Genomic DNA, 20956 nt, shown 5'->3' with positions numbered 1-20956 from the left:
GAAATGAAGCCTTCAGCACATTTAGATGTATTTTTTATACATCTTTTCTCTAAGAACGTTGCAAATTCATTTGTTATTCAGTAAAATATAATCAGATTGAAAAAAGCGTTTTCATTTTTGATAAGAAAGAACGGATCTCTTTCAAGATCCGTCCGGTTTCTACTCTAAGAAGTCTTTTAATCGTTTACTTCTGCTTGGGTGTCTTAATTTACGAAGAGCTTTCGCTTCAATTTGTCGGATACGCTCTCTTGTTACGCCGAACACCTTTCCAACCTCTTCTAACGTGCGTGTTCTTCCGTCGTCTAGTCCGAAACGCAGTCTCAGCACATTTTCTTCACGGTCAGTCAGCGTGTCTAATACATCTTCAAGCTGCTCTTTTAAGAGTTCATATGCAGCGTGGTCAGATGGAGATGTCGCCTCTTGGTCTTCGATAAAATCGCCAAGATGCGAGTCATCTTCTTCACCAATAGGTGTTTCTAAAGATACAGGCTCTTGCGCAATTTTAAGAATCTCTCTTACCTTTTCTGGAGTTAAATCCATGTCTTCAGCAATTTCCTCAGGCGTTGGTTCTCTGCCTAGGTCTTGCAGAAGCTGTCTTTGAACACGGATCAATTTATTAATGGTTTCCACCATATGAACCGGGATCCGGATTGTTCTCGCCTGATCGGCAATCGCACGTGTGATCGCCTGTCTAATCCACCAAGTCGCATATGTTGAGAATTTATAACCTTTGCGGTAATCAAACTTCTCAACCGCCTTCATCAGACCCATGTTTCCTTCTTGAATCAAGTCAAGGAACAGCATACCACGACCGACATAGCGTTTCGCAATGCTGACAACAAGACGAAGGTTCGCTTCCGCTAATCTTCTTTTTGATTCCTCATCGCCCTCTTCGATCTTTTGAGCATACGTAATTTCTTCTTTAGCAGATAACAAATTGACGCGTCCGATTTCTTTTAAATACATACGAACAGGATCATTGATTTTGACACCTGGTGGTACGCTTAAATCATTCAGGTCAAATTCTTCTTCTGCTTTAGCCAGCTGCTGAACATTTGGGTCTTCTGTCTCTTCGTTTTCACTAATGAGCTCTACACCCTGTTCGCCTAAGTATTCATAGTATTCATCCATTTGGTCTGATTCAATTTCAAAGCTAGACATACGCTCTGCAATTTCTTCGTATGTTAAAACGCCCCGTTTTTTACCCGTTTCAGTGAGCTTATCTCTCACCTGTTCAAAGGTTAATTCAGTTTCGGTTTCGTGGGCTTGTTTATCAGCCATTATGGATCCCTCCTTCCAAAGCTTGCAACGAATTCTAAAGTAACTTGCGATTTGCTTATGCCCTGCTTTTCTCTCTCTATCAAACAGATGACGAAGCAAATAGGAATAAAATAAATAATGATGAAGGCAAGATGCTTGCGGTCTTATGCTCCTCCCGTAAAGGATTCATTGCCAGCCGTAAGTCCTGTCATTAATAATAGACGTATTACTTCAGCGAACGGTTCAACTGAATAATTTCTTTTGCAAGTGTTGCCGCTTTGAAGAAATCTTTTTGCCTCTCCGCTTCTGCACGTTCTAGTTCTTTTTCCTTTATCATTGACAAATTCCGATGATTCAACACTTTTTTTACATAATCACTTAATTCAGCTTCACTTAGTTCGTCTCCGACTTGAATCATCAATATATCTGTCAACAGCTGGTTCATGACATCATCTTCTATCCGGTTCATCAGGTGCTGCGGTGTTGGTTCTTTACCTTCTTCATACAAGGCATAAATGTACGTTGCCAGCGCCCTGTGCGAATCTATATTAAATTCAATCCCGACCCTGTCAAGTACTTTGCGGATCACGTCATCGCTTTTTAACATATGAGCAAGCAGCATTCGCTCCGCATTTTCATATGCCGGCCGCAGACGCTTTCTTCTCACTTGTGTTGACAGATGTGCACGCCGTTTTTCAAGCCCGTTTTCTTCCTGCGTGCTTTTGGCTTCTTGCCGCTGCTGTTTTTCAAACAGCTCCAGTTGTTCTTTTAATGAATCAAGTGAGATCGAAAACTCCCCAGCAAGCTGTTTCATGTAAATCTCTTGCTCCAAAGAGCCGTTTAACCGGCTGATTTCTCGGAGAACCTGCTTCATATAAGTAAGACGGTCTCCTTCGTCTGATAAGTTTTTTCCTCTTCGGAAAAAATTCATCTTAAACGTCATTAATGTCACACTTGCATCTATGATGTCATTCCTAAATTTCTCGCCGCCATATTTACGAATGTAATCATCTGGATCAAGTCCATCTGGTATCATGGCAACGCGAACTTTACATCCTCTTTTTCCAAGCAATTCTGACGCTTTCATGGTTGCTTCGTATCCGGCAGTATCAGAGTCATAGCAAAGGATGATCTCTTCTACGTTCCGCCTGAGAAGCTTTACGTGCTCTTCTGTAAGAGACGTACCCATTGTTGCAACACTTTCACCGACACCTGATGTAACAGCTGAGATGACGTCTGCAAATCCTTCAAAAAGAACTGCCCGTTCGCGTTTGCGAATATGCATACGTGCGTCATGAAAGTGATAAAGCAGCTTACTTTTATGGAAAAGCGGCGTTTCAGGACTATTCATATATTTAGGCTGCTGATCACCAAGCGATCTTCCGGAAAAAGCGATGACCGTTCCATGATGATCATGAATGGGAAACATGACACGATCTCTAAAGCGGTCAAAAAAGCCTGTGCCGTTTTCACGTTGAATCAAAAGACCAGCCTTCTCCATCATCACAGGATCAAACCCTCGTTTTTCTAAAAACTTGGTCACGAAATCCCAAGAATCAAGAGCATACCCGATCTCAAACTTGGCAATTGTTTCATCCGTAAAGCCTCTGGACCGTAAATAATCGAGTGCGTTTTGACCTTCCTTTGTATTTACCAGCAAATGGTGGTAAAATTTCTTAAGAAGCTCATGGGCCTCAATCATTTTATGATCTGCAGTGTCCTCTTGCTGAGAGGAGCTAATCTGAGCATTTGCCACCTGATCAGGCAGATCAATATGGTACTTATCAGCCACATGTGAAACGGCTTCAATAAATGAGTAGCCTTCCATTTGTCTGAGGAACGAGAACACATTACCTCCTGCACCACAGCCAAAACAATGGAAGATTTGCTTATCTGCTGAAACAGAGAATGAAGGAGTATTTTCACCATGGAATGGACAAAGACCGAAGTAATTTCGACCTTGCTTTCTAAGCTGTACGTATTCTCCAATCACTTCGACAATGTCTGCGTTTTTTTGGATCTGCTCCAAAAGTTCATCTGGTATACGTTTGCTCATCCTAATAACACTCCGTCGTACATTATTCGCCTTTTAATTTAAAAATCCTTCATGATTCGACAGGATTTTTTGTAGTTGCGCCATAAATCGCTTCTTATCCTCTTCTAAAAGCTTTTTGGGACCTTTTCCGTATACACCTTTTCTTCGCTGTTTGCTAGAAACATGCCTGCGCTCCAAATCAAAATCAATTGTTTCGTTTGTGTACATTCGTCCTCTTTCAGACAGAACAATGACCTGTCTCGGAAGCAGTAAGGAGGCAAGACCAATATCTTGGGTGACGACAATATCATGTGCGGCAGCTGAGTTTGCAATGACTAAGTCCGCTGCTTCCTTATGTGTATCTACAAACCGCCAATCTTCAAGTGGAGATCTTTTGGTTTGAAAATGCTCATATGAAGCAATGAACGTCACTGGTACTTGAAATTGAGATGCGACAGAAAGGATTTCGTCTTTTACAGGACAAGCATCTGCATCGACATAAATCGTCCTCTCTTTTTTACGTTCATTCAGGTGACTAATTCTCCATCCCTCCACCTTATTCCTGCTTTAGAGAAGCAAAAAGACCATACTTTTCCCCCATAAAGCAATCAACAGTAAAACTCATTTTGTCGAAAAGTTATGTTCAGAATCACTTGACTTCTGCCAATATTAGTTTATTCGTTCTTGACTTAACTTAAACCTAAAATCAATCATTTTATCACAATTTTTTATTATAATACAAATGCAGCAAATATGCCATTGTTTTTGTTTACCCGTTTCCTACCATAGGAAAAACCCAGGAGGAGCATCCTGAGTTTATTCGGAACCTCTTTTGGTCAGCATTTGATGAATGACATTTGCCGTTTCCTCAACTGCTTTATTCGATACATCAACGACTTGGCAGTTAATACGGTCAACCACTTTTTCAAAATACTCTAGTTCCTCTTTAATCCGCTCAATGTTCGCATAAATAGCGCGATCATTTAAACCAAGAGATTTTAAACGCTCTTTGCGAATATGATTTAGTTTGTCTGGACTAATTTTCAAACCGATACATTTCTTCGGATCAACTGAAAATAACTCTTCTGGCGGATCAACTTCAGGTACAATTGGGACGTTCGCTACCTTCAGCCGTTTATGCGCCAAGTATTGAGATAATGGTGTCTTGGACGTGCGTGATACACCAATGAGTACAATATCAGCCTTTAGAATGCCTCTTGGGTCTCTGCCGTCATCGTATTTCACAGCGAACTCGATGGCTTCAACCTTTTTAAAATAGTCTTCATCTAATTGACGTACACGACCCGGCTCATGTTTCGCTTCATTTCCATATGCCGTCTCCATTTTATCAATGAGTGGACCAATGATGTCATAATAAACGACACCGTTTGCTTCTGCTTCTTCGATTAAAAATTGGCGCATTTCTGGCACAACAAGAGTAAAGCAGACGATCCCATTATCTGCTTTCGCCAATGAAATGACTTCTTTAATCGTACCAACATCCTCTACATACGGGATTCTTCTAATATTTGAATGGTCTGATGAGCCGCCATCAAATTGGCTAAGTGCCGCTTTGACCACGAGCTCTGCCGTTTCACCTACTGAATCTGATACCACAAAAATTACGCGATTACTCATAACATCCCCTCGCAGTCTTCTGTCATTAGATTATTTCGTTCTCTGATAAGCTGACAAGTATTTTCGTCATGTTTGTTTTCGTAATTCTTCCGACCACTTCAAAGCCTTTATCCGTATCTTTTATCACAGGAAGTGCATCTATTTGCTTTTCAATCAAGTGCTTCGCCACATCCATAATGAAATCTTCCTTGCGGCAAACGGTAATGTTCGGCATTCTTGTCATAATAATATGGACAGGTATAGATGGAAGCTCCTGTTTCCCTATACTTGCGCGAAGGAGGTCTTTTCTTGATAACACGCCTGTTAAAATAGAGTGATCGTCCACAACGAATAATGTGCCCACATCCTCTAAAAACATCGTACAAATCGCATCATAAACCGAAACATTCTCATGTATCACCACTGGAATGGATTGAAAGTCTTTCACTTGAAGTTTTTTCAGCTTATCTGCGAGAAGCTGCGTGCCTGTTTTTCCTGTGAAAAAGTAGCCGACCCTTGGTCTTGCTTCTAAAAAGCCTGACATTGTTAAAATGGCTAAATCCGGTCTGAGGGTCGCCCTTGTTAAGTTCAGCCGATCGGCGATATGCTCTCCAGTGATCGGACCATTCTCTTTGACAATCTGTAAAATCTGCTCTTGCCGTTTATTTAACTCGATTGTACTCACCACCTTTAAATAGAGAGAGCGAAATCTTTACTTTATGTATATCATTTTCATAACTCATCATATTATAGCGCATCTTTGTCCGAATGAAACAAAAATCCACTCAAAAACCGTGAATTAAATGAGTAAAAAACGATTGCCCTTCGGAAAAGGCAACCGTTCTTAGGTATTTATTTTACAATTAAATTGTTCATATTCGCAAATGATTGAATCACTTTGGCTAGTTTAACCATTTGTGCCAAACGATTTCGCTTCAGTTTTTCATCATCCGCATGAACCATTGTGTGATCGAAATAATGAACGATCGGTGTTTTTAACGTATCCAGCGCCTCAAGTGCCAAGCTGTATTGTCCTGCTGCTACATGTTCCCTTACAGCTTTCACTACTTGCTGATACGCCTCAAACAGCTTTTGCTCATGTTCATTTTCAAACAGTTCAGGCTGAATCTCTGCGTCTTCCCCTTTTTTACTAATTGAAATGACGCGTCCCAATGCTTCAGCCGTTTCTTTGAAGCTTTCTTGTTTCACACTCTCTTCAAGAACAGCTGCTTTTTTGACGACTGCATATGGCTCAATATTTTCAACATCCAGCACTGCATCAACAACATCATGGCGAATATGCTCTGCTTGAAGAACATATTTTAAACGATGCGTTAAAAATTCAATCAGAGCAGCTTCATGTTCTGCCTTTACTTGAGCAAGTGATAACAGCTCTTTAAATGAAATATTCCAATGACGGTCGAGGAGGATTTGAACGATACCGCTCGCTTGTCTTCTAAGTCCATAAGGGTCTTGAGAACCCGTTGGGATCACATCAATTGAGAAGAATGAACAAATAGAATCGAGCTTATCTGCTACTGCCACAATCGCACCAATCAAAGTGGACGGCGCATCGTCACCAGCAAAGCGCGGCATATAGTGCTCGTTGATGCTTCTTGCCACTTCTTCATGTTCACCAAGAGCTCGTGCATATTTCTCACCCATGATTCCTTGTAATTCTGGGAATTCATAGACCATTTGAGTCACAAGGTCAAACTTCGAAATACTTGCTGCTCTAGCCACACGTTTAGTTGTTTCGTCATCTGCTCCGACATGCGCCGCTAGACGGGTTGCAATGTCTGTCACTCTTTTCAGCTTGTCGCCGATTGTTCCAAGTTTCTCATGGAATACCACTTTATCAAGCTTTTTAATATTGTCTTCAATCACTAGTTTTTCGTCTTCTTTATAGAAGAATGCAGCATCTGATAAACGCGCACGAAGTACTTTTTCATTTCCTCTTGCGACATTTTCCAGCGCCTCACTGTTTCCATTTCTGACTGTAATAAAGTGCGGCAATAATTCTCCTTGCTCATTTTTCACAGGGAAGTAGCGCTGATGCTCTTTCATTGTCGTCACCAATACTTCTTCCGGCAATGCAAGAAACTCTTCTTCAAAGGAACCAGACAGCACAGTTGGATATTCTACAAGATCGTTCACTTCTTCTAGAAGTTCAGGATCAACAGGAATGACCCAGCCTTTTTCAGTAGATAGCGTATCCAGCTGTTCAGTAATTAATTGTTTTCTTTTATCTGAGTCTGCAATCACAAATTGATCGCGCAATGTTTGTTCATAGGAAGCAGGTGAGTCAATGCTGGCTGTTGTACCAAGGAAACGGTGTCCTCTTGTCTCACGGCCGCTTTTCACCCCAGCAATTTCAACAGGTACAATCTCTTCTCCAAATAAACAAACAATCCATTTAATCGGACGGATATAGCGTAAATCCTCGCTTCCCCATCTCATGTTCTTTGGAAAACTTAATGAAGCGGCGATCTCACCTAACGCTGGCAGAAGATCTTTCACTTGCTTTCCTTCTTGAAACTTTTGAACATGGACATAATCCACTCCTTTGATCTCTTTGAAATAGAGATCATCTGTTGAAGCACCTTGTCCTCTGGCAAAACCTTCAGCTGCTTTTGTCCAATTTCCTTCAGCATCTTGGGCAATCTTTTTAGCTGGGCCTTTTGCTTCTTCTTTGATGTCTTCTTGTTTTTCTGCGACACCTTTCACAAGTACAGCAAGACGTCTTGGTGAGTTGAATAAAGCAGTCTCTTCGAATGAAATATTTTGCGTTTCAAACCATGCTTTTACTTTTTCACCTAGCTGCTTTGTGCTTTCTGGCATGAAACGAGCCGGCATCTCTTCTAAGCCGATTTCTAGTAATACATCTTGTTTATTCATGAGAAGCCGCCCCCTCTTTTAGCATAGGGAATCCCAGTTTTTCGCGTTCTTCATAATAGGTTTTGGCTACTTTTCTTGCTAACTGACGCACTCTTCCGATATAACCAGTTCGCTCAGTCACAGAAATAGCGCCCTTTGCATCAAGCAGGTTAAACGTATGAGAGCATTTGAGGACATAATCGTATGCTGGGTGAACAAGCCCTTTGTCCATTTGGCTATGTGCTTCTTTCTCATAGGTTGTAAATAGCTCGAACAGCATGTCAGTATTAGATGTTTCAAATGTATAAACAGAGTGCTCATATTCAGCCATTAAGAATAAATCTCTGACCGTAAATCCGTCTGTCCATTCAAGGTCGAAAACATTTTCTTTGTCCTGGATGTAAGAAGCAAGACGTTCAATACCGTATGTGATTTCAACAGAAACGGGCTTACATTCTAAGCCGCCGACTTGTTGGAAATACGTGAACTGCGTAATTTCCATCCCATCAAGCCATACTTCCCAGCCAAGTCCTGCACAGCCAAGAGATGGATTTTCCCAGTTGTCTTCTACAAAACGAATGTCATGTTTCAGCGGGTCAATGCCAAGTGCCTTCAATGATTCAAGATATAGTTCTTGAATATTGTCAGGTGATGGCTTAATGATCACTTGAAATTGATGATGCTGATACAACCTATTTGGGTTTTCTCCATATCTGCCATCAGCCGGGCGTCTTGAAGGCTCTACATATGCTACCTTCCATGGCTCAGGGCCGATGCTTCTGAGGAACGTGTATGGACTCATCGTTCCCGCACCTTTTTCTGTGTCATACGCCTGCATTAATACGCAGCCTTCATTTGACCAATGCTTTTGCAGCGTCAAAATCATGTCTTGAATATTCAATGATCGCACCTCCGTCTTTTCTACACCAACCGCTATGTATGGCGGGTGGGATTAGAACCTTGTAAGAGAACACAAAAACTCCCGTCTCTATGCTCGCAAGGTTCTTGCAAACATAGGGACGAGAGTTTTTCCCGCGGTTCCACCCTATTTGCTGGTGTCGTAGCATCCAGCCGCTTTGTTTTACGTTGCTCAAGAATGCCTTTCGTTACGCCTCCATCCTTAGCTCACACCGCCCTAAGGTCGCTTTTATGGATTTTACGTAAGTACTTCTTTCTGTCAATGCAACATATTTTATCTTAGATGATCTTACAAAAAGTCATGGGAGATGTCAACTTTTGTTTTCGTCACCCATTAGCTTTTTCATGGATTCCATCTGATTCATGAATTTTTTTGATTTTAAATAGAGGCCGGAATATTCGTCATAGTAGTGATCAAGCACTTGACGAATTTCTTGTTTCGTCTGCGGCTTCACATCGACCTGACCAAGCCTTGATAAATCAAAATAATGAAACAAACGGAGCAGCCTTGCAGCTGCAGGGGATAAGGGCAGTTTATATGGATCTTTCGAAAAACAATTTTGGCAAATGAATCCGTTATCTCTTATCGAGAAATGGAACTGCCCTTCTTTTTGACCACAGTGGACACATTGATCCAGTTCAGGCTTCATCCCCATCACTGATAACATTTTGACCTCTACGATAAATAAAATAATATCAGCATCTGTGCCTTCATTGAGATGACGCAGAGATTGAAGCAGAAGCTCAAACAAATAAGGGTTTGGCTTTTTTTCTTCTGTCCCTTTATCAAGTAATTCCGTCATATATGCAGCATAAGCGGTCAGAAATAAGTCTTCCCGAATGGTCCGCATACTTTCAATCATTTCGCCTTGCTGGAGCGTTCCAAGTCCTGTTGATGATTGGATGAGAAATGTACCGTATAAAAACGGCTGGCTTATAGCTGACAGGCGGCTGTTTGATTTTTTAGCGCCTCTTGCCATCACGCCAATTTTTCCATGTTCTCTAGTGAGCAGCGTGACAATTTTGTTTGTTTCGCCATAATCTGTTGTTCTAAGGACGATTCCTTCACTTTTAATGAGCATTTGTCTACACTCCGAGCTCTGGAGGGGGTCAAGAATTATAAGATTGGAAAATCAAATCGTGCTATTTCTTCTTCAAGTACATCGGGTCTTTCCAGGTTCTCCTTTTCTAACTCTTTGAAAAGCAGATACGTGTCAACGCTTCCTGTTTGTGAAAATACGTTCCATGTAAAATTCAACATAAAAACCCCACCTTTCTTTATTAGAAGCAGCAACGCTACATCCAACATATTAATTTTATCTTGACCAGGCTACCTCCATTTCATGATAAACAATTTTTACTAATCGAACCGCACCATTGTCAGATTTGCTGACAAATGCAGCGATTTTTTAATATTCGTCTTCTCTAAATCCGAAATCACGCAGGTGAGTGGATTTATTACGCCAGTCCTTCTGAACTTTGACCCAAAGTTCTAAATACACTTTTGAGCCTAGAAGTGCTTCAATATCTCTGCGCGCTTTTTGTCCCACTTCTTTTAATAAGCTGCCTCGTTTACCAATGACGATCCCTTTTTGCGAATCACGTTCTACGACAATGGTTGCCGCAACATGGATCTTACCATTTTCATCTGGCTTAATCGATTCAATCGCAACCGCAATACTGTGCGGAATCTCTTCTCTCGTTAAATGCAGCACTTTTTCACGAATTAATTCAGAAATAATGAACCGCTCTGGATGATCTGTTACTTGATCTGCCGGATAAAATTGAGGGCCCTCTGGAAGATAACCTTCAATCTGCTGAAGAAGCGTATCGATATTGTTTCCTTCAAGAGCTGAAATTGGCACAATTTCCTTGAATGGATAACGCGTGCGGTATTCATCAATTAAAAGGAACAGTTCATCTGGATGAATTTGGTCAATTTTATTCACGACAAGGAACACCGGTGTAGATGTTTGCTTTAGTCGTTCAATGATGAATTCATCACCTTTGCCATAGCCTTCCTGTGCGTTGATCATAAACAAGATCAGGTCGACTTCCTTCAGTGTATTTTGAGCCACCCTCATCATAAAATCACCAAGCTTATGCTTAGGTTTATGAATCCCCGGTGTATCGATAAAGATCGTTTGTGATGTGTTTGTTGTCAGTACACCTTGCACTTTGTTTCGCGTCGTTTGGGGCTTATCACTCATAATGGCGATTTTTTGTCCAATGACACGATTAAGAAAGGTTGATTTTCCTACATTTGGTCTTCCAATAATTGATACAAATCCTGATTTGAAGCTTTCGTTAGTCATTTAAATCCTCCGGTGAAAATGCGCCTGGCAATAGTTCGTTTACTGTTGTTTCGTATATATGTCCTTTTAAGTTCGTTAGAATCACTGGCATATCAGGTGCACATAGCTCTGAAATGACCTGTCTGCATGCGCCGCACGGCGAAACAGGCCGGTCTGTATCAGCCACCACTGCTAACATTTGAAAAGATGTAATGCCTTCTGAATAGGCTTTAAAAAGTGCTGTTCTTTCCGCACAATTACACATACCATATGCTGCATTTTCAATGTTGCAGCCGCCATACACTTTTCCATCATTCGACAGTAATGCTGCACCGACTTTGAATTTAGAATAGGGTACATATGCAAAATCTCTTGCTTTGATTGCTTCTGAAATCAACTCTTGTTTGTTCATTCCTAGTTCCCACTTTCAGAAGAAATGGTACCACTGTCACATTTATATTTTACATAATTCACGTGACATTTTCACGCCCATTTCTAAAAATGTTAATAAATAGTAATATTGTTCTATTGCATGATCTTCGGTAAGAAGATGATCAATCCAATCATAACCGAAATCGCGGCGTAAACGCAAACAGCGCCTGCCGCAGCGTCCTTCGCTCTCTCTGCAAGCGGGTGCCTTTCTTCTGTCATCAGATCCACTGTATGTTCAATGGCTGTATTGACAAGTTCAAGCGCAAACATCCCCCCGCATAGAAGAAGAACGATCAGCCATTCAAATGGGTCAATGCGGAACCAAAAGCCGCAGATCACCACGATGATGGCTGCGACTGTGTGAAATCGAAAATTCCGTTCATTTAAGAAAGTTCGCCATATTCCTCTAAATGCATAGTAAAAACTCCGAAAAAAACGGGCGAGCGGCCTTCTTTTCTTACGATGATCTCGAAAGGCCATAATCATCCAAGATTTTTGTCTGTTTGGCGAACATTTCTTTTTCATCTTCTTCTGTCATATGATCAAACCCAAGCAAATGAAGGAAGCCATGAATCGTTAAGAATCCAAGCTCTCTCATAAAGGAATGTCCATATTCCTCTGCCTGCTCTTTCGTTCGATCCACACTAATAATAATGTCACCAAGTACAGGCGGGATATCATCCGCTCCAATGATTTCAATCTCCCCTTCTCCTTCTTCCTCAAGTGCAAAGGAGATTACATCTGTTGGCGCGTCTTTTCCGCGGTATTCTTTATTGATTTGATGAATCTCTTCATTCGAAACAATCGTCACTGATACTTCCGCTTGATCCTTGACCTCAAGGGCGTCTGCAGCAAACTGAAGAAGCTTTTCCACTTCTTCAAGCTGCTCTTTTGTTACTTGTCCTGTTTCATCTATTAAATCGATTAACAATGTCATTTACTTCACCTTCTGCTTCGGGGCATCTGGATATTCAATCCGAGAATGGAAAATCCCCTTTAATGTTGTACAAATCGTTTGGCTGATAATATTTAATTCTTTAAATGTCAGGTCACATTCACTAAATTGCCCGTCCTGCATTTTATCTGAAATAATGCCTTTGACAAGCTTTTCAATCCGCTCTGGATTTGGATTATGCATCGAACGAACCGCCGCTTCAACGCTGTCAGCCACCGAAATAATCGCTGCTTCTTTTGATTGCGGCTTTGGACCAGGGTAACGGAACTCTTCTTCTGTCACCTGGTCATCACGCTCTTTTGCCTTATAGTAAAAGAACTTTAAAAGTGACTTCCCGTGATGCTGTTCTGCAATGTCGACAAGCTCTTCAGGAAACTTCTTTTCTCTCAGCATATCAGCGCCATCTGTCGTATGGGCAATAATAATATTTTTACTCAGCTGAGGAGAAAGCTTGTCATGCGGATTATCAATGTTCATTTGGTTTTCAATAAAGTATTGCGGCCTTTTCGTTTTCCCAATGTCATGATAATAAGCGCCGACCCTTGCTAAAAGACCATTTGCACCGACTGCTTCACATGCGGCATCCGCTAAATTCGCCACCATGACACTATGATGATATGTACCTGGTGTCTCGGTTAAAATCTTTTTGAGCAGCGGATGATTTGGATTGGATAATTCAATCAGTTTCATTGTGGAAAGAATACCAAACATGCTCTCAAAAACAGGCATTAACCCAATGACCAAGATAGATGATGCAAACCCTGACACAATCGCCATCATGAGGTTCACACCGATTTCAAGCCCTGATGGTGAAGAGTTTTGGATCAGTGTAATGGATAAAACCACAAGTACATTCACCAAAGCCACCAAAAGTCCGGCTTGCAATATTTTTGATCTTGCATTATGTTTTCTTAAAAATAAAATACCAGCCATCCCGCTCACAAGATAATAAGCGCAGATCACATAGTTAAAGACGCCGGTTACTCCTTGATTAAACATCATACTGCCGCAAAGAGCAAATACAAGACCGGAGAAGATCGCTAACCGCTCATTAATAAGTAGCTTGATCAGCATCGTGCCAAGTGCCACTGGTACGACATAGCCTATCGTCGTATACTTCGTTTCCTGGAAGAGGCTGAACACTTCCATGATAATTAATATAATCGTGAAAATAAGCGAGTAGAGCAGTAAAGACTTATTCTTATGGACAAGCGATTTTTTCCTCGATTCAAGGGAATGAATAATCGCTGCTAAGAAAAGGCCAATTAATATGAGAAGACCACTGACAGGCTTAAATAAATTTGAGCTGTTTAACAGACCCGTGAGTTCTAATTTGCGATAAACTTCCCGGTCGATGAGCTCTCCTTCTTCAACTAAGATTTGTCCTTGCTTAATTTGCACAGGCTGAATATTGTCAGCCGCTTCCTGTCTTTTCTTCTCTGTTGCCACTGGGTCAAATACATAGTTTGGAATGATCGCAAATTCACCGATTTCTTTCGCTGCATTTAAGTATTTTGATGGAATTGAATTGTTTTTAAGCTCTGTTTTGACTTGTTTTTTCTCATCTTGTAATTTCGCTGCTGTGATTTCTTTACTCATCAGTGAATTCACCACTGTGATGATGGAATCCTTAGTAAATGAGAGATTTTCATCACTTGCCTGGAGCAATGCTTTGATGGATTGATCCGAAACAGCCTCCTGCATATCTGTTGTGAGCTTTTCTTTGACACGCTTGACCATTTCTTGATCTGATGGCGCGTTCTCTTTATCATCAGCTGCTTTCTTCTCTTCTTTAATGGCTTCAAAGAGGGATGAGATGAGGTCTACGCGATTATCAGAATACGCTTTTTTGAGCGTATATTGATCTTCTACCTGATCTGTTGCTTCTTGTTTCTTTTCTTCTGTCGCTTCTTGATCATCAACGGTTGACGGAGAATAGATGGTCTGTTCGCTCACTGAAAATAAATCTAAATCGAGCGATTCAGGCTTTACATGGAAGAAGAGCACCACGAATAAAATGGCTGCTAAACCAGCGTACAGCAAAACATTTAAATAACGTGAGCGCTCCATTTTCTGAGGTTCTTTTTTAGACAGCAGTCTTTTGCGCTTACTGCCTTTTTGATTCTTTCTCAAGGAAAGTACCTCCTTTTTTACTTTAAACCACGATCGAAACAAAATGACCCGATGAAGACGATCGGGTCACTCAGTTCATTTTTGCTTTTCGTATGCGCCAATGATCTTCGCCACAAGCGGGTGTCTGACCACATCTGTCTGGTCTAATTCAATAAATGAGATGCCCTTGATCTCTGCAAGCATGTCCTTTGCAGCCGCAAGACCTGACTGCATGCCTTTTGGCAGATCAATTTGTGTAATATCTCCTGTAATGACCATTTTAGAGCCAAACCCAAGTCTCGTCAAAAACATTTTCATTTGAGCAGGCGTTGTATTCTGCGCTTCATCTAAAATAACAAATGCATCATCAAGCGTCCGGCCTCTCATATAGGCAAGGGGCGCTATTTCAATCACGCCGCGCTCGATTAATCGTTCCGTATGATCACTGCCAAGCACATCATGCAAGGCATCATATAGTGGTCTTAAATAAGGATCTACTTTTTCCTTTAGATCGCCTGGCAAAAAGCCAAGACTCTCTCCTGCTTCAACAGCTGGTCTTGTCAGGATAATCCGTTTTACATGTCCATTTTTCAGTGAATGGACCGCATTGACGACTGCCAAATACGTCTTTCCTGTACCAGCAGGTCCAATTCCAAAGACTAAGTCATCTTTTTTCATCGCCGCAGCATATTCCCGCTGGCCGATTGTTTTCACCCTGATCGACTTTCCTTTGGCATTTTTCGTAATTTCATCTTCATACATATTTTCAAAATAATTCAGCTTGTTCTTTTGCGCCATTTTAATGGCATAGACGACATCCCGTTCAGATATCTCAATTCCTTTACGGATGAGATGTAAAAGAGATGTGATCAAACGGCTTACTGTTTCTCTAGATGCTTCCTCACCAGAAACATACACTTTTTCTCCACGCGTAATAATGGAGACGTTCAGCTCGTTTTCCATTAGTTTCAGATAAGCATCTTGATTGCCAAATAAAGCAATCGCTTCATTTGGGCTATCCAATTTTTGTTGAATCTCAAGTAAATGTTCTGTCATTCTCTAGTCTCCCTGAACAATAGGTGTTGGTTGAACAATATCTTCTATTACTTGGTAAAGGATGATTAACTTAACTTTACCATTCCCTGTTGTCTCGTGCAAAACTTTTTCACTTTTCACCTCTCCTGTTTGACCTAGCTTCTCTTCTAATTCTTTTTTACCCATTTTAATCCCTGCTTGAACCGCTTCTTTATTTGTGTATTCTCGATTTATTTTCTCACTTTCACGTGTGATTTCCTTTTCATAAGAGAATGGGAGCTGCATGTTTAAGAAATGAAGCGGATGAATTTCTGTTTCTGTTTTTGGCTGCTTAAAATCATCCTTTTTAAAAGAAAAGCCCCAAAATGGCAGTGAGCCTCCAAATGCGGAGAGCTTGTGCTTTGTCTTCATTTTACCCGTAAAGACGTCAAAAGATGTTCGAAGAGGGACAGAAACTTCAGATCGATACCACGTTTCACCATATATTTTCGCTTTGGCTCCTACCGTTTTTTGCTGATCTTCGCTGCCAATGAGTCCAGAGACAAGCATCTGCCCTTTTTTTACGTGTTCATCAACCGCGGCGAGCGGCTCCCCTTTTTCTACATACATTCTCGTGATAACAGCCTTTTTCTTGGCGACAATATGCTGTGGACTCGTGTATTTTTCTTTTTCAGGTTCATTCTTTTCCACAACTTTCATTTGAAATGTTGTGCCGTTTAGTTCAACGCCGACCCATGTGATGCTTTGAATATTGGTTGTGAGGGATTTTTGAATTTTTTCAGGTGTTCCCATTAGAAACTGAAAACGGCCTTTTTGCACCCCAATGTCGTCTAAATGCTTTCTCATTTGATGTTCAGTTTCAGGGTTGGCTCCTTTAATATCAATTTTCCATACCATGTTTGAAAGCGCCAATATCGTTACTAGAAAGCATACAATCCCAAGCGTAAATCCGATATTCTTCCTTGACCAAAGGAGTAGAAACGGAAAGCCCTTCTTTTGATGAAATGAACATGTCACGTCATGATGTCTGCGTGCTTTTCTGAAGGCATGTACATCTGATAAGCGAATAAATAAGCGCACGCTGTCTTGACGGCGGCTCACTTGAAACATTGTGATCCCCTGCCTCGTGCACTCATTGATAAGCCGCTCAATGCCGTTTCCTTTGATCTCCACTTCCACTCTGCCAATAAAATAGGCGAACCATTTATTCTTCACGCTTCTCCCCTCCGTCAGTTAAGAATCAATATAACGGACCTCATCGATTTTCCCTTCTAATAAAATCTCTTCTGGCAAAATCGTTTTAATCACAAAATCTTTCCCTGAAATAATGCATTGTCCCTGTTTGAGCATCAGCCTTACCTCTTGATCACTGAAAAGCAAAAGCCCTTTATGGTTCTCTATGTAAATGTGGAGTCTGCCAACCATCGTAATACGGGGAAGATCCATCATCACGTCTGGAGGGATTTCAAGTGTTCTTGTCAGCCATGCTTTAAGTCGATTTTTTCTTTTTCCCATTCAATAAGAACCCCTTCCCACCTCATGTGTATGAGATCAAACTGAAAGATGGTGAGACTGATGAGAAAGCCTCTATATCATCCTATTCCTCAGGGGGTCATATCATGCTAATGAATCCCGTAAAACAGCCGTTTCAGCATTTTCTTTATGAAAAATCGTCATCAAGCAAAAAAAAGCCCCCTTTTTTGAAGGGGACTTTCTACTTTATCTTTTATATGGCCGTTTCATTGTTCTGTGCGGCTTTTTCGCGCGCGGCTCTCCAAATACTTCTCCAAGGATCATTCCTTGAACAATTGTATCTTGGTTGAGTTTCTCAATGATTTTTGGCCTCACTTCAGCAGATGCAGCCTTTGGCCTTGTCAGCTCTCTTTCAAGCGATTGGAACTCTTTATTCAGCTCGTTTTTTCTTTCTTCCATTTCGGCAAGTGTAGCCGTATAGCGATCTTGTAAGGACTGAGAAGTTTTTTTCTTCATCCCGCCATGATCATGTACATCGCCGAAATCGTCCAGCTGATCCGTCACGACTGGATCTGGCCTCGTTTGCTTTGTTTGCTTTTGGGGCACCGGCTTACGCTGAGGAGCGGGCTTCTTTTGCTGATTCTGCTCTTCGTTCTCCTCTTGTTTGCCGATTTTCCCAAAGACGGCAGAGATGATACCGATGATAATCGCAATTAGTAGCGGATTTTCAAATAGAATGTCCAATGGGCTCCCTCCTTAAAGCGTGAGAGGATGCTTATTTGTTTTCATTATCAGATGGACCTTTTGTCATTTTACCAAATGAATCTCTCATATCCGTATCAGCATCGATATTCTTAATGTTCATGTAGTCCATGACACCAATATTGCCTTCACGTAATGCTTCAGCCATTGCAAGTGGTACTTCAGCCTCTGCTTCAACGACTTTCGCACGCATTTCTTCAACTTTCGCACGCATCTCTTGTTCTTGTGCAACAGCCATTGCGCGGCGTTCTTCCGCTTTCGCCTGTGCGATGTTTTTGTCTGCTTCTGCTTGGTCTGTTTGAAGAATTGCCCCGATGTTCTTACCGATATCAACATCTGCGATATCAATCGAGAGAATTTCAAATGCAGTACCTGAATCTAATCCTTTACCAAGAACCGTTTGAGAAATCATATCAGGATTCTCAAGAACCTTTTTATGATTATCGGATGAACCGATTGTAGAGACAATCCCTTCACCTACACGGGCAATAATCGTTTCTTCCCCTGCACCACCGACAAGTCGGTCGATGTTTGCACGAACTGTAATACGTGCTTTTGCTTTGACTTCAATCCCGTCCATCGCAACACCAGAGATAAATGGTGTTTCAATGACTTTAGGGTTTACACTCATTTGAACTGCTTCAAGTACGTCACGGCCTGCTAGGTCGATGGCTGCACAGCGGGCAAAGTTCAATTCGATATTCGCGCGTTGAGCTGCAATTAATGCGTTCACAACTCGGTCCACGTTACCACCTGCAAGATAGTGGCTCTCCAGCTGGTTAATCGTCACATCAAGACCTGCTTTATGTGCTTTGATGAGCGGGTTGACCACTCGGTTTGGAATCACTCGGCGCAGTCTCATTCCTACAAGTGTAAAAATGCTCACTTTTACGCCAGCCGCTAGGGCAGAAATCCACAGCATCACCGGTACAAAGGTGAAAAAGATCGATAGAACAATCAAACCTGCTGCGATAATCACAAATAATAGTAAAGTAGATGGATCCATTTTATTCCTCCTCTAAAATCAGTATATCTATACTTTCCTCACGACAATGCGTGAGCCTTCCGCTTTCACAATTTTTACTTGTTCATCCTTGTCGATAAATGCACCTTCTGACACAACATCAATGCGCTCATCTCCGAGTACAATCGTACCAGATGGACGAAGTGCAGTGGCTGTAACTGCGATTTGTCCAACAAGATCCTCTCTTGTTTCATTTGAGACATAACCGCTTTCTTTATTGGTTGAATCGGTTAAAATGAACTTTTTAAAGAATTTCATACGTTTCCCCAACACCTTTGTCAATAAAATAACTGCTATGATTGAAACAGCAGTGGCAATCAAGATGGAAATCGCCATTTCTGTAAAGCTTCCAGCTGCTAAAAATAAGCTGACAACGACACAGATCAGTCCAATGACACCTACGATTCCCCCTGGCAAAAACAATTCCAGAATGATGAGTGCAATCCCTGCTAAAAACAGGAACAACGTCTCATATCCTGCAAAACCTGCCACGAGATGACCATAAAAGAATAGAAGAAGCGCTGTCACTCCCATGGTGCCCGGGACCCCAAAGCCAGGAGAATAAAGCTCAACAATTAACCCTAAGCTTGCAATGGATAAAAGGATTGGAATGACAATTGGGTGCGTAAGAAAACGCGCAACCTTTTCAGCAAAGCTCACTTCATCGTATTGAACAGAAGCGTCTTGTAATTTCAGCTTCTGAAGCAAGTCATCCATATTTTTTGCTTCCCCTTCTGCATACCCGAATTGAAGCGCCCGGTCTGTATTGAAGGTGAGCAATTCTCCTTTTGGTGCACCAGCTTCTTTTGCGTCTATATCTACATCCGCCATGGCAAGAGCATACTTTGGATCACGCCCTTGCTTTTCGGCAGCATCACTCATTTCAGCAAGCCATAGAGATTCTGATTTTTGATCGGCAGCATTGCCTTCTCCATCAATGATCGCAGCAGCCCCCATTTTTCCATTCGGGGTCATATAAATTTGATCGGCATTTAGCGCGATGAAGGCTCCGGCTGAAAGCGCTCTATGATTGACAAACGCTGTCACTGGGATATCGGAAGCACGGATAGTATCTGCGATTTCAAGCGCTGCATCGACAGCACCACCCGGTGTATTGATGTCGAGAATAATATGCTTCGCCCGCTCCGACTTTGCCTGCTCAAACGATCGTTCAATGAATTTAGAAAGTCCTTTTTCTACTGTTTCTTCAATTGGGATAACATGAACTTTCTGATCTGCTGATTTCGCGGTCAATTGAACCCCTAATAACAAGCATATTATAAAACAACTGAAGAGAGCAATAGAAATTTTTATTTTTTTCATCTATTTGGTGATCCCTCCTCTCTTTCTTCCATTTTACTGTTCCTTTACATACGTTACAAATGTATCATAGGTTTCATTTTTATATGACAGAATCATGAGGGCATAAAAAAAGTACCCTTCTAACAATAGAAGGATACTTTTTTATTGAGACAGCTGCTCGCTGACAAGTCTGTTAATGACAGCTCCATCAGCTTTACCTTTTACTTTTGGCATAATAGCGCTCATGACTTTACCCATGTCAGCCTTCGAGGAAGCACCTGTTTCAGCGATCGTTTCTTTCACGATCGTTTGCAGCTCTTCTTCAGAAAGCTGTTCAGGTAAATAAACGTCTAATATGTCAATCTCTTTTTGAACTTTATCTACTAAATCTAAGCGATTAGCTTTCGAAAATTCATGGAGGGAGTCTTTACGTTGCTTAATCTCGCGGGAAAGGACGGTTAGTTCCTCATCGCCGGTCAAACTGTCTTTCTTAAGCTTAATTGCTTCATTTTGCAGCGAAGCCTTTACCATACGAATGACAACAAGCTTGTCTTTCTCACGGTTTTTCATCATAAGCTTCATATCAGAATTTAATTGCTCAAGAAGACTCATAAAATCCACCCTCTTTAGAATTTACGTTTTCTAGCAGCTTCAGACTTTTTCTTGCGCTTTACGCTAGGCTTTTCATAAAATTCACGCTTTCTTGCTTCTTGCAATGTTCCAGTTTTGGATACACTGCGTTTAAAGCGACGAAGAGCATCTTCAAGCGATTCGTTTTTTCTAACGACCGTTTTTGACATTCTCTTTCCCTCCCTCCGAATACACCAATCGACTGCATTAAAAAAAGATATACATGCAAA

Annotated in this window: 22 protein-coding genes and 1 other annotated feature; all 22 genes read right to left on the bottom strand. The window is 41.4% G+C overall.

The genetic code is table 11. The features are described 5' to 3' along the window. Positions 1-159: 159 nt before the first annotated feature. Positions 160-1281, bottom strand: a complete 1122-nt coding sequence (gene rpoD / locus JVX94_RS02480) for an RNA polymerase sigma factor RpoD (RefSeq protein ID WP_008342392.1) — start codon at positions 1279-1281, stop codon at positions 160-162. A 205-nt stretch (positions 1282-1486) separates the two neighbouring features. Further along, a complete protein-coding gene (gene dnaG / locus JVX94_RS02475) occupies positions 1487-3316 on the bottom strand; it encodes a DNA primase (protein ID WP_048238910.1) in 1830 nt (609 codons plus the stop codon). Between the two features lie 33 nt (positions 3317-3349). After that, entirely contained in the window at positions 3350-3850 is a 501-nt protein-coding gene (locus tag JVX94_RS02470) for a YaiI/YqxD family protein (RefSeq protein WP_024423016.1), read from the bottom strand. 261 nt (positions 3851-4111) lie between these two features. Beyond that, the gene (locus tag JVX94_RS02465) at positions 4112-4933 is read right to left on the bottom strand and encodes a pyruvate, water dikinase regulatory protein (protein ID WP_008342399.1); all 822 of its coding nucleotides are present in this window, start codon (positions 4931-4933) and stop codon (positions 4112-4114) included. 25 nt (positions 4934-4958) lie between these two features. Then, a complete protein-coding gene (gene ccpN / locus JVX94_RS02460) occupies positions 4959-5597 on the bottom strand; it encodes a transcriptional regulator CcpN (protein WP_024423017.1) in 639 nt (212 codons plus the stop codon). A 167-nt stretch (positions 5598-5764) separates the two neighbouring features. Then, on the bottom strand, positions 5765-7810 hold the full coding sequence (gene glyS / locus JVX94_RS02455) for a glycine--tRNA ligase subunit beta (protein WP_205184468.1): 2046 nt from the start codon (positions 7808-7810) through the stop codon (positions 5765-5767). After that, positions 7803-8690 (bottom strand): glycine--tRNA ligase subunit alpha, encoded by an 888-nt coding sequence (gene glyQ, locus JVX94_RS02450; protein ID WP_205184466.1) that lies wholly within the window; start codon positions 8688-8690, stop codon positions 7803-7805. Before glyQ ends, glyS begins: the two co-directional genes overlap by 8 nt. Positions 8691-8801: 111 nt before the next feature. Further along, positions 8802-8979, bottom strand: a binding site (T-box leader). Between the two features lie 39 nt (positions 8980-9018). Then, positions 9019-9789, bottom strand: a complete 771-nt coding sequence (gene recO / locus JVX94_RS02445) for a DNA repair protein RecO (protein WP_095409043.1) — start codon at positions 9787-9789, stop codon at positions 9019-9021. 35 nt (positions 9790-9824) lie between these two features. After that, positions 9825-9968, bottom strand: coding sequence for a YqzL family protein (locus JVX94_RS02440; protein ID WP_003217288.1), 144 nt, complete (start codon positions 9966-9968; stop codon positions 9825-9827). 148 nt (positions 9969-10116) lie between these two features. Further along, the gene (gene era, locus JVX94_RS02435; protein WP_007501305.1) at positions 10117-11022 is read right to left on the bottom strand and encodes a GTPase Era; all 906 of its coding nucleotides are present in this window, start codon (positions 11020-11022) and stop codon (positions 10117-10119) included. Then, a complete protein-coding gene (locus tag JVX94_RS02430; RefSeq protein WP_008356263.1) occupies positions 11015-11413 on the bottom strand; it encodes a cytidine deaminase in 399 nt (132 codons plus the stop codon). Before JVX94_RS02430 ends, era begins: the two co-directional genes overlap by 8 nt. Positions 11414-11526: 113 nt before the next feature. Further along, positions 11527-11913 carry a diacylglycerol kinase family protein gene (locus JVX94_RS02425; protein WP_024423020.1) on the bottom strand — a complete coding sequence of 129 codons (387 nt, stop codon included), beginning with the start codon at positions 11911-11913 and terminating at the stop codon, positions 11527-11529. Next, positions 11891-12370: an rRNA maturation RNase YbeY gene (gene ybeY, locus JVX94_RS02420; protein ID WP_061408615.1), complete on the bottom strand. Its 480-nt coding sequence runs from the start codon at positions 12368-12370 to the stop codon at positions 11891-11893. Before ybeY ends, JVX94_RS02425 begins: the two co-directional genes overlap by 23 nt. Continuing rightward, the gene (locus JVX94_RS02415; RefSeq protein WP_391509730.1) at positions 12371-14482 is read right to left on the bottom strand and encodes an HD family phosphohydrolase; all 2112 of its coding nucleotides are present in this window, start codon (positions 14480-14482) and stop codon (positions 12371-12373) included. It abuts the gene before it with no gap. 114 nt (positions 14483-14596) lie between these two features. Continuing rightward, complete coding sequence (locus JVX94_RS02410; RefSeq protein ID WP_041118006.1) at positions 14597-15556, bottom strand: PhoH family protein; 960 nt, start codon at positions 15554-15556, stop codon at positions 14597-14599. Between the two features lie 3 nt (positions 15557-15559). Further along, positions 15560-16750, bottom strand: coding sequence for a sporulation protein YqfD (yqfD, locus tag JVX94_RS02405; protein ID WP_095409048.1), 1191 nt, complete (start codon positions 16748-16750; stop codon positions 15560-15562). An 18-nt stretch (positions 16751-16768) separates the two neighbouring features. Next, positions 16769-17050: a sporulation protein YqfC gene (yqfC, locus tag JVX94_RS02400; protein WP_012010618.1), complete on the bottom strand. Its 282-nt coding sequence runs from the start codon at positions 17048-17050 to the stop codon at positions 16769-16771. Between the two features lie 204 nt (positions 17051-17254). Continuing rightward, positions 17255-17752, bottom strand: a complete 498-nt coding sequence (locus tag JVX94_RS02395) for a hypothetical protein (protein ID WP_144471128.1) — start codon at positions 17750-17752, stop codon at positions 17255-17257. Between the two features lie 31 nt (positions 17753-17783). After that, complete coding sequence (gene floA / locus JVX94_RS02390) at positions 17784-18776, bottom strand: flotillin-like protein FloA (protein WP_024423026.1); 993 nt, start codon at positions 18774-18776, stop codon at positions 17784-17786. A 27-nt stretch (positions 18777-18803) separates the two neighbouring features. Beyond that, a complete protein-coding gene (locus tag JVX94_RS02385; RefSeq protein WP_111291678.1) occupies positions 18804-20117 on the bottom strand; it encodes an NfeD family protein in 1314 nt (437 codons plus the stop codon). A gap of 141 nt (positions 20118-20258) precedes the next feature. Next, positions 20259-20708, bottom strand: a complete 450-nt coding sequence (locus JVX94_RS02380) for a GatB/YqeY domain-containing protein (protein ID WP_041086254.1) — start codon at positions 20706-20708, stop codon at positions 20259-20261. Positions 20709-20722: 14 nt separating this feature from the next. Continuing rightward, positions 20723-20896 carry a 30S ribosomal protein S21 gene (gene rpsU, locus JVX94_RS02375; protein ID WP_003152957.1) on the bottom strand — a complete coding sequence of 58 codons (174 nt, stop codon included), beginning with the start codon at positions 20894-20896 and terminating at the stop codon, positions 20723-20725. Positions 20897-20956 lie beyond the last annotated feature (60 nt).

This window comes from Bacillus sp. PDNC022 (assembly GCF_016919285.1).
Taxonomy (GTDB): Bacteria; Bacillota; Bacilli; order Bacillales; family Bacillaceae; genus Bacillus; species Bacillus safensis.
This window is presented reverse-complemented; position numbering and strand designations above follow the sequence as displayed.

Bases quoted from the DNA above. Each gene is read 5' to 3' on its own strand.
- floA (WP_024423026.1), bottom strand. From the start codon at position 18,776: ATGGATCCATCTACTTTACTATTATTTGTGATTATCGCAGCAGGTTTG.
- JVX94_RS02430 (WP_008356263.1), bottom strand. From the start codon at position 11,413: ATGAACAAACAAGAGTTGATTTCAGAAGCAATCAAAGCAAGAGATTTT.
- JVX94_RS02465 (WP_008342399.1), bottom strand. From the start codon at position 4,933: ATGAGTAATCGCGTAATTTTTGTGGTATCAGATTCAGTAGGTGAAACG.
- JVX94_RS02385 (WP_111291678.1), bottom strand. From the start codon at position 20,117: ATGAAAAAAATAAAAATTTCTATTGCTCTCTTCAGTTGTTTTATAATA.
- glyS (WP_205184468.1), bottom strand. From the start codon at position 7,810: ATGAATAAACAAGATGTATTACTAGAAATCGGCTTAGAAGAGATGCCG.
- JVX94_RS02425 (WP_024423020.1), bottom strand. From the start codon at position 11,913: ATGGCCTTTCGAGATCATCGTAAGAAAAGAAGGCCGCTCGCCCGTTTT.
- rpsU (WP_003152957.1), bottom strand. From the start codon at position 20,896: ATGTCAAAAACGGTCGTTAGAAAAAACGAATCGCTTGAAGATGCTCTT.
- yqfC (WP_012010618.1), bottom strand. From the start codon at position 17,050: ATGGGAAAAAGAAAAAATCGACTTAAAGCATGGCTGACAAGAACACTT.
- rpoD (WP_008342392.1), bottom strand. From the start codon at position 1,281: ATGGCTGATAAACAAGCCCACGAAACCGAAACTGAATTAACCTTTGAA.
- JVX94_RS02380 (WP_041086254.1), bottom strand. From the start codon at position 20,708: ATGAGTCTTCTTGAGCAATTAAATTCTGATATGAAGCTTATGATGAAA.
- JVX94_RS02410 (WP_041118006.1), bottom strand. From the start codon at position 15,556: ATGACAGAACATTTACTTGAGATTCAACAAAAATTGGATAGCCCAAAT.
- era (WP_007501305.1), bottom strand. From the start codon at position 11,022: ATGACTAACGAAAGCTTCAAATCAGGATTTGTATCAATTATTGGAAGA.
- JVX94_RS02440 (WP_003217288.1), bottom strand. From the start codon at position 9,968: ATGTTGAATTTTACATGGAACGTATTTTCACAAACAGGAAGCGTTGAC.
- dnaG (WP_048238910.1), bottom strand. From the start codon at position 3,316: ATGAGCAAACGTATACCAGATGAACTTTTGGAGCAGATCCAAAAAAAC.
- recO (WP_095409043.1), bottom strand. From the start codon at position 9,789: ATGCTCATTAAAAGTGAAGGAATCGTCCTTAGAACAACAGATTATGGC.
- ybeY (WP_061408615.1), bottom strand. From the start codon at position 12,370: ATGACATTGTTAATCGATTTAATAGATGAAACAGGACAAGTAACAAAA.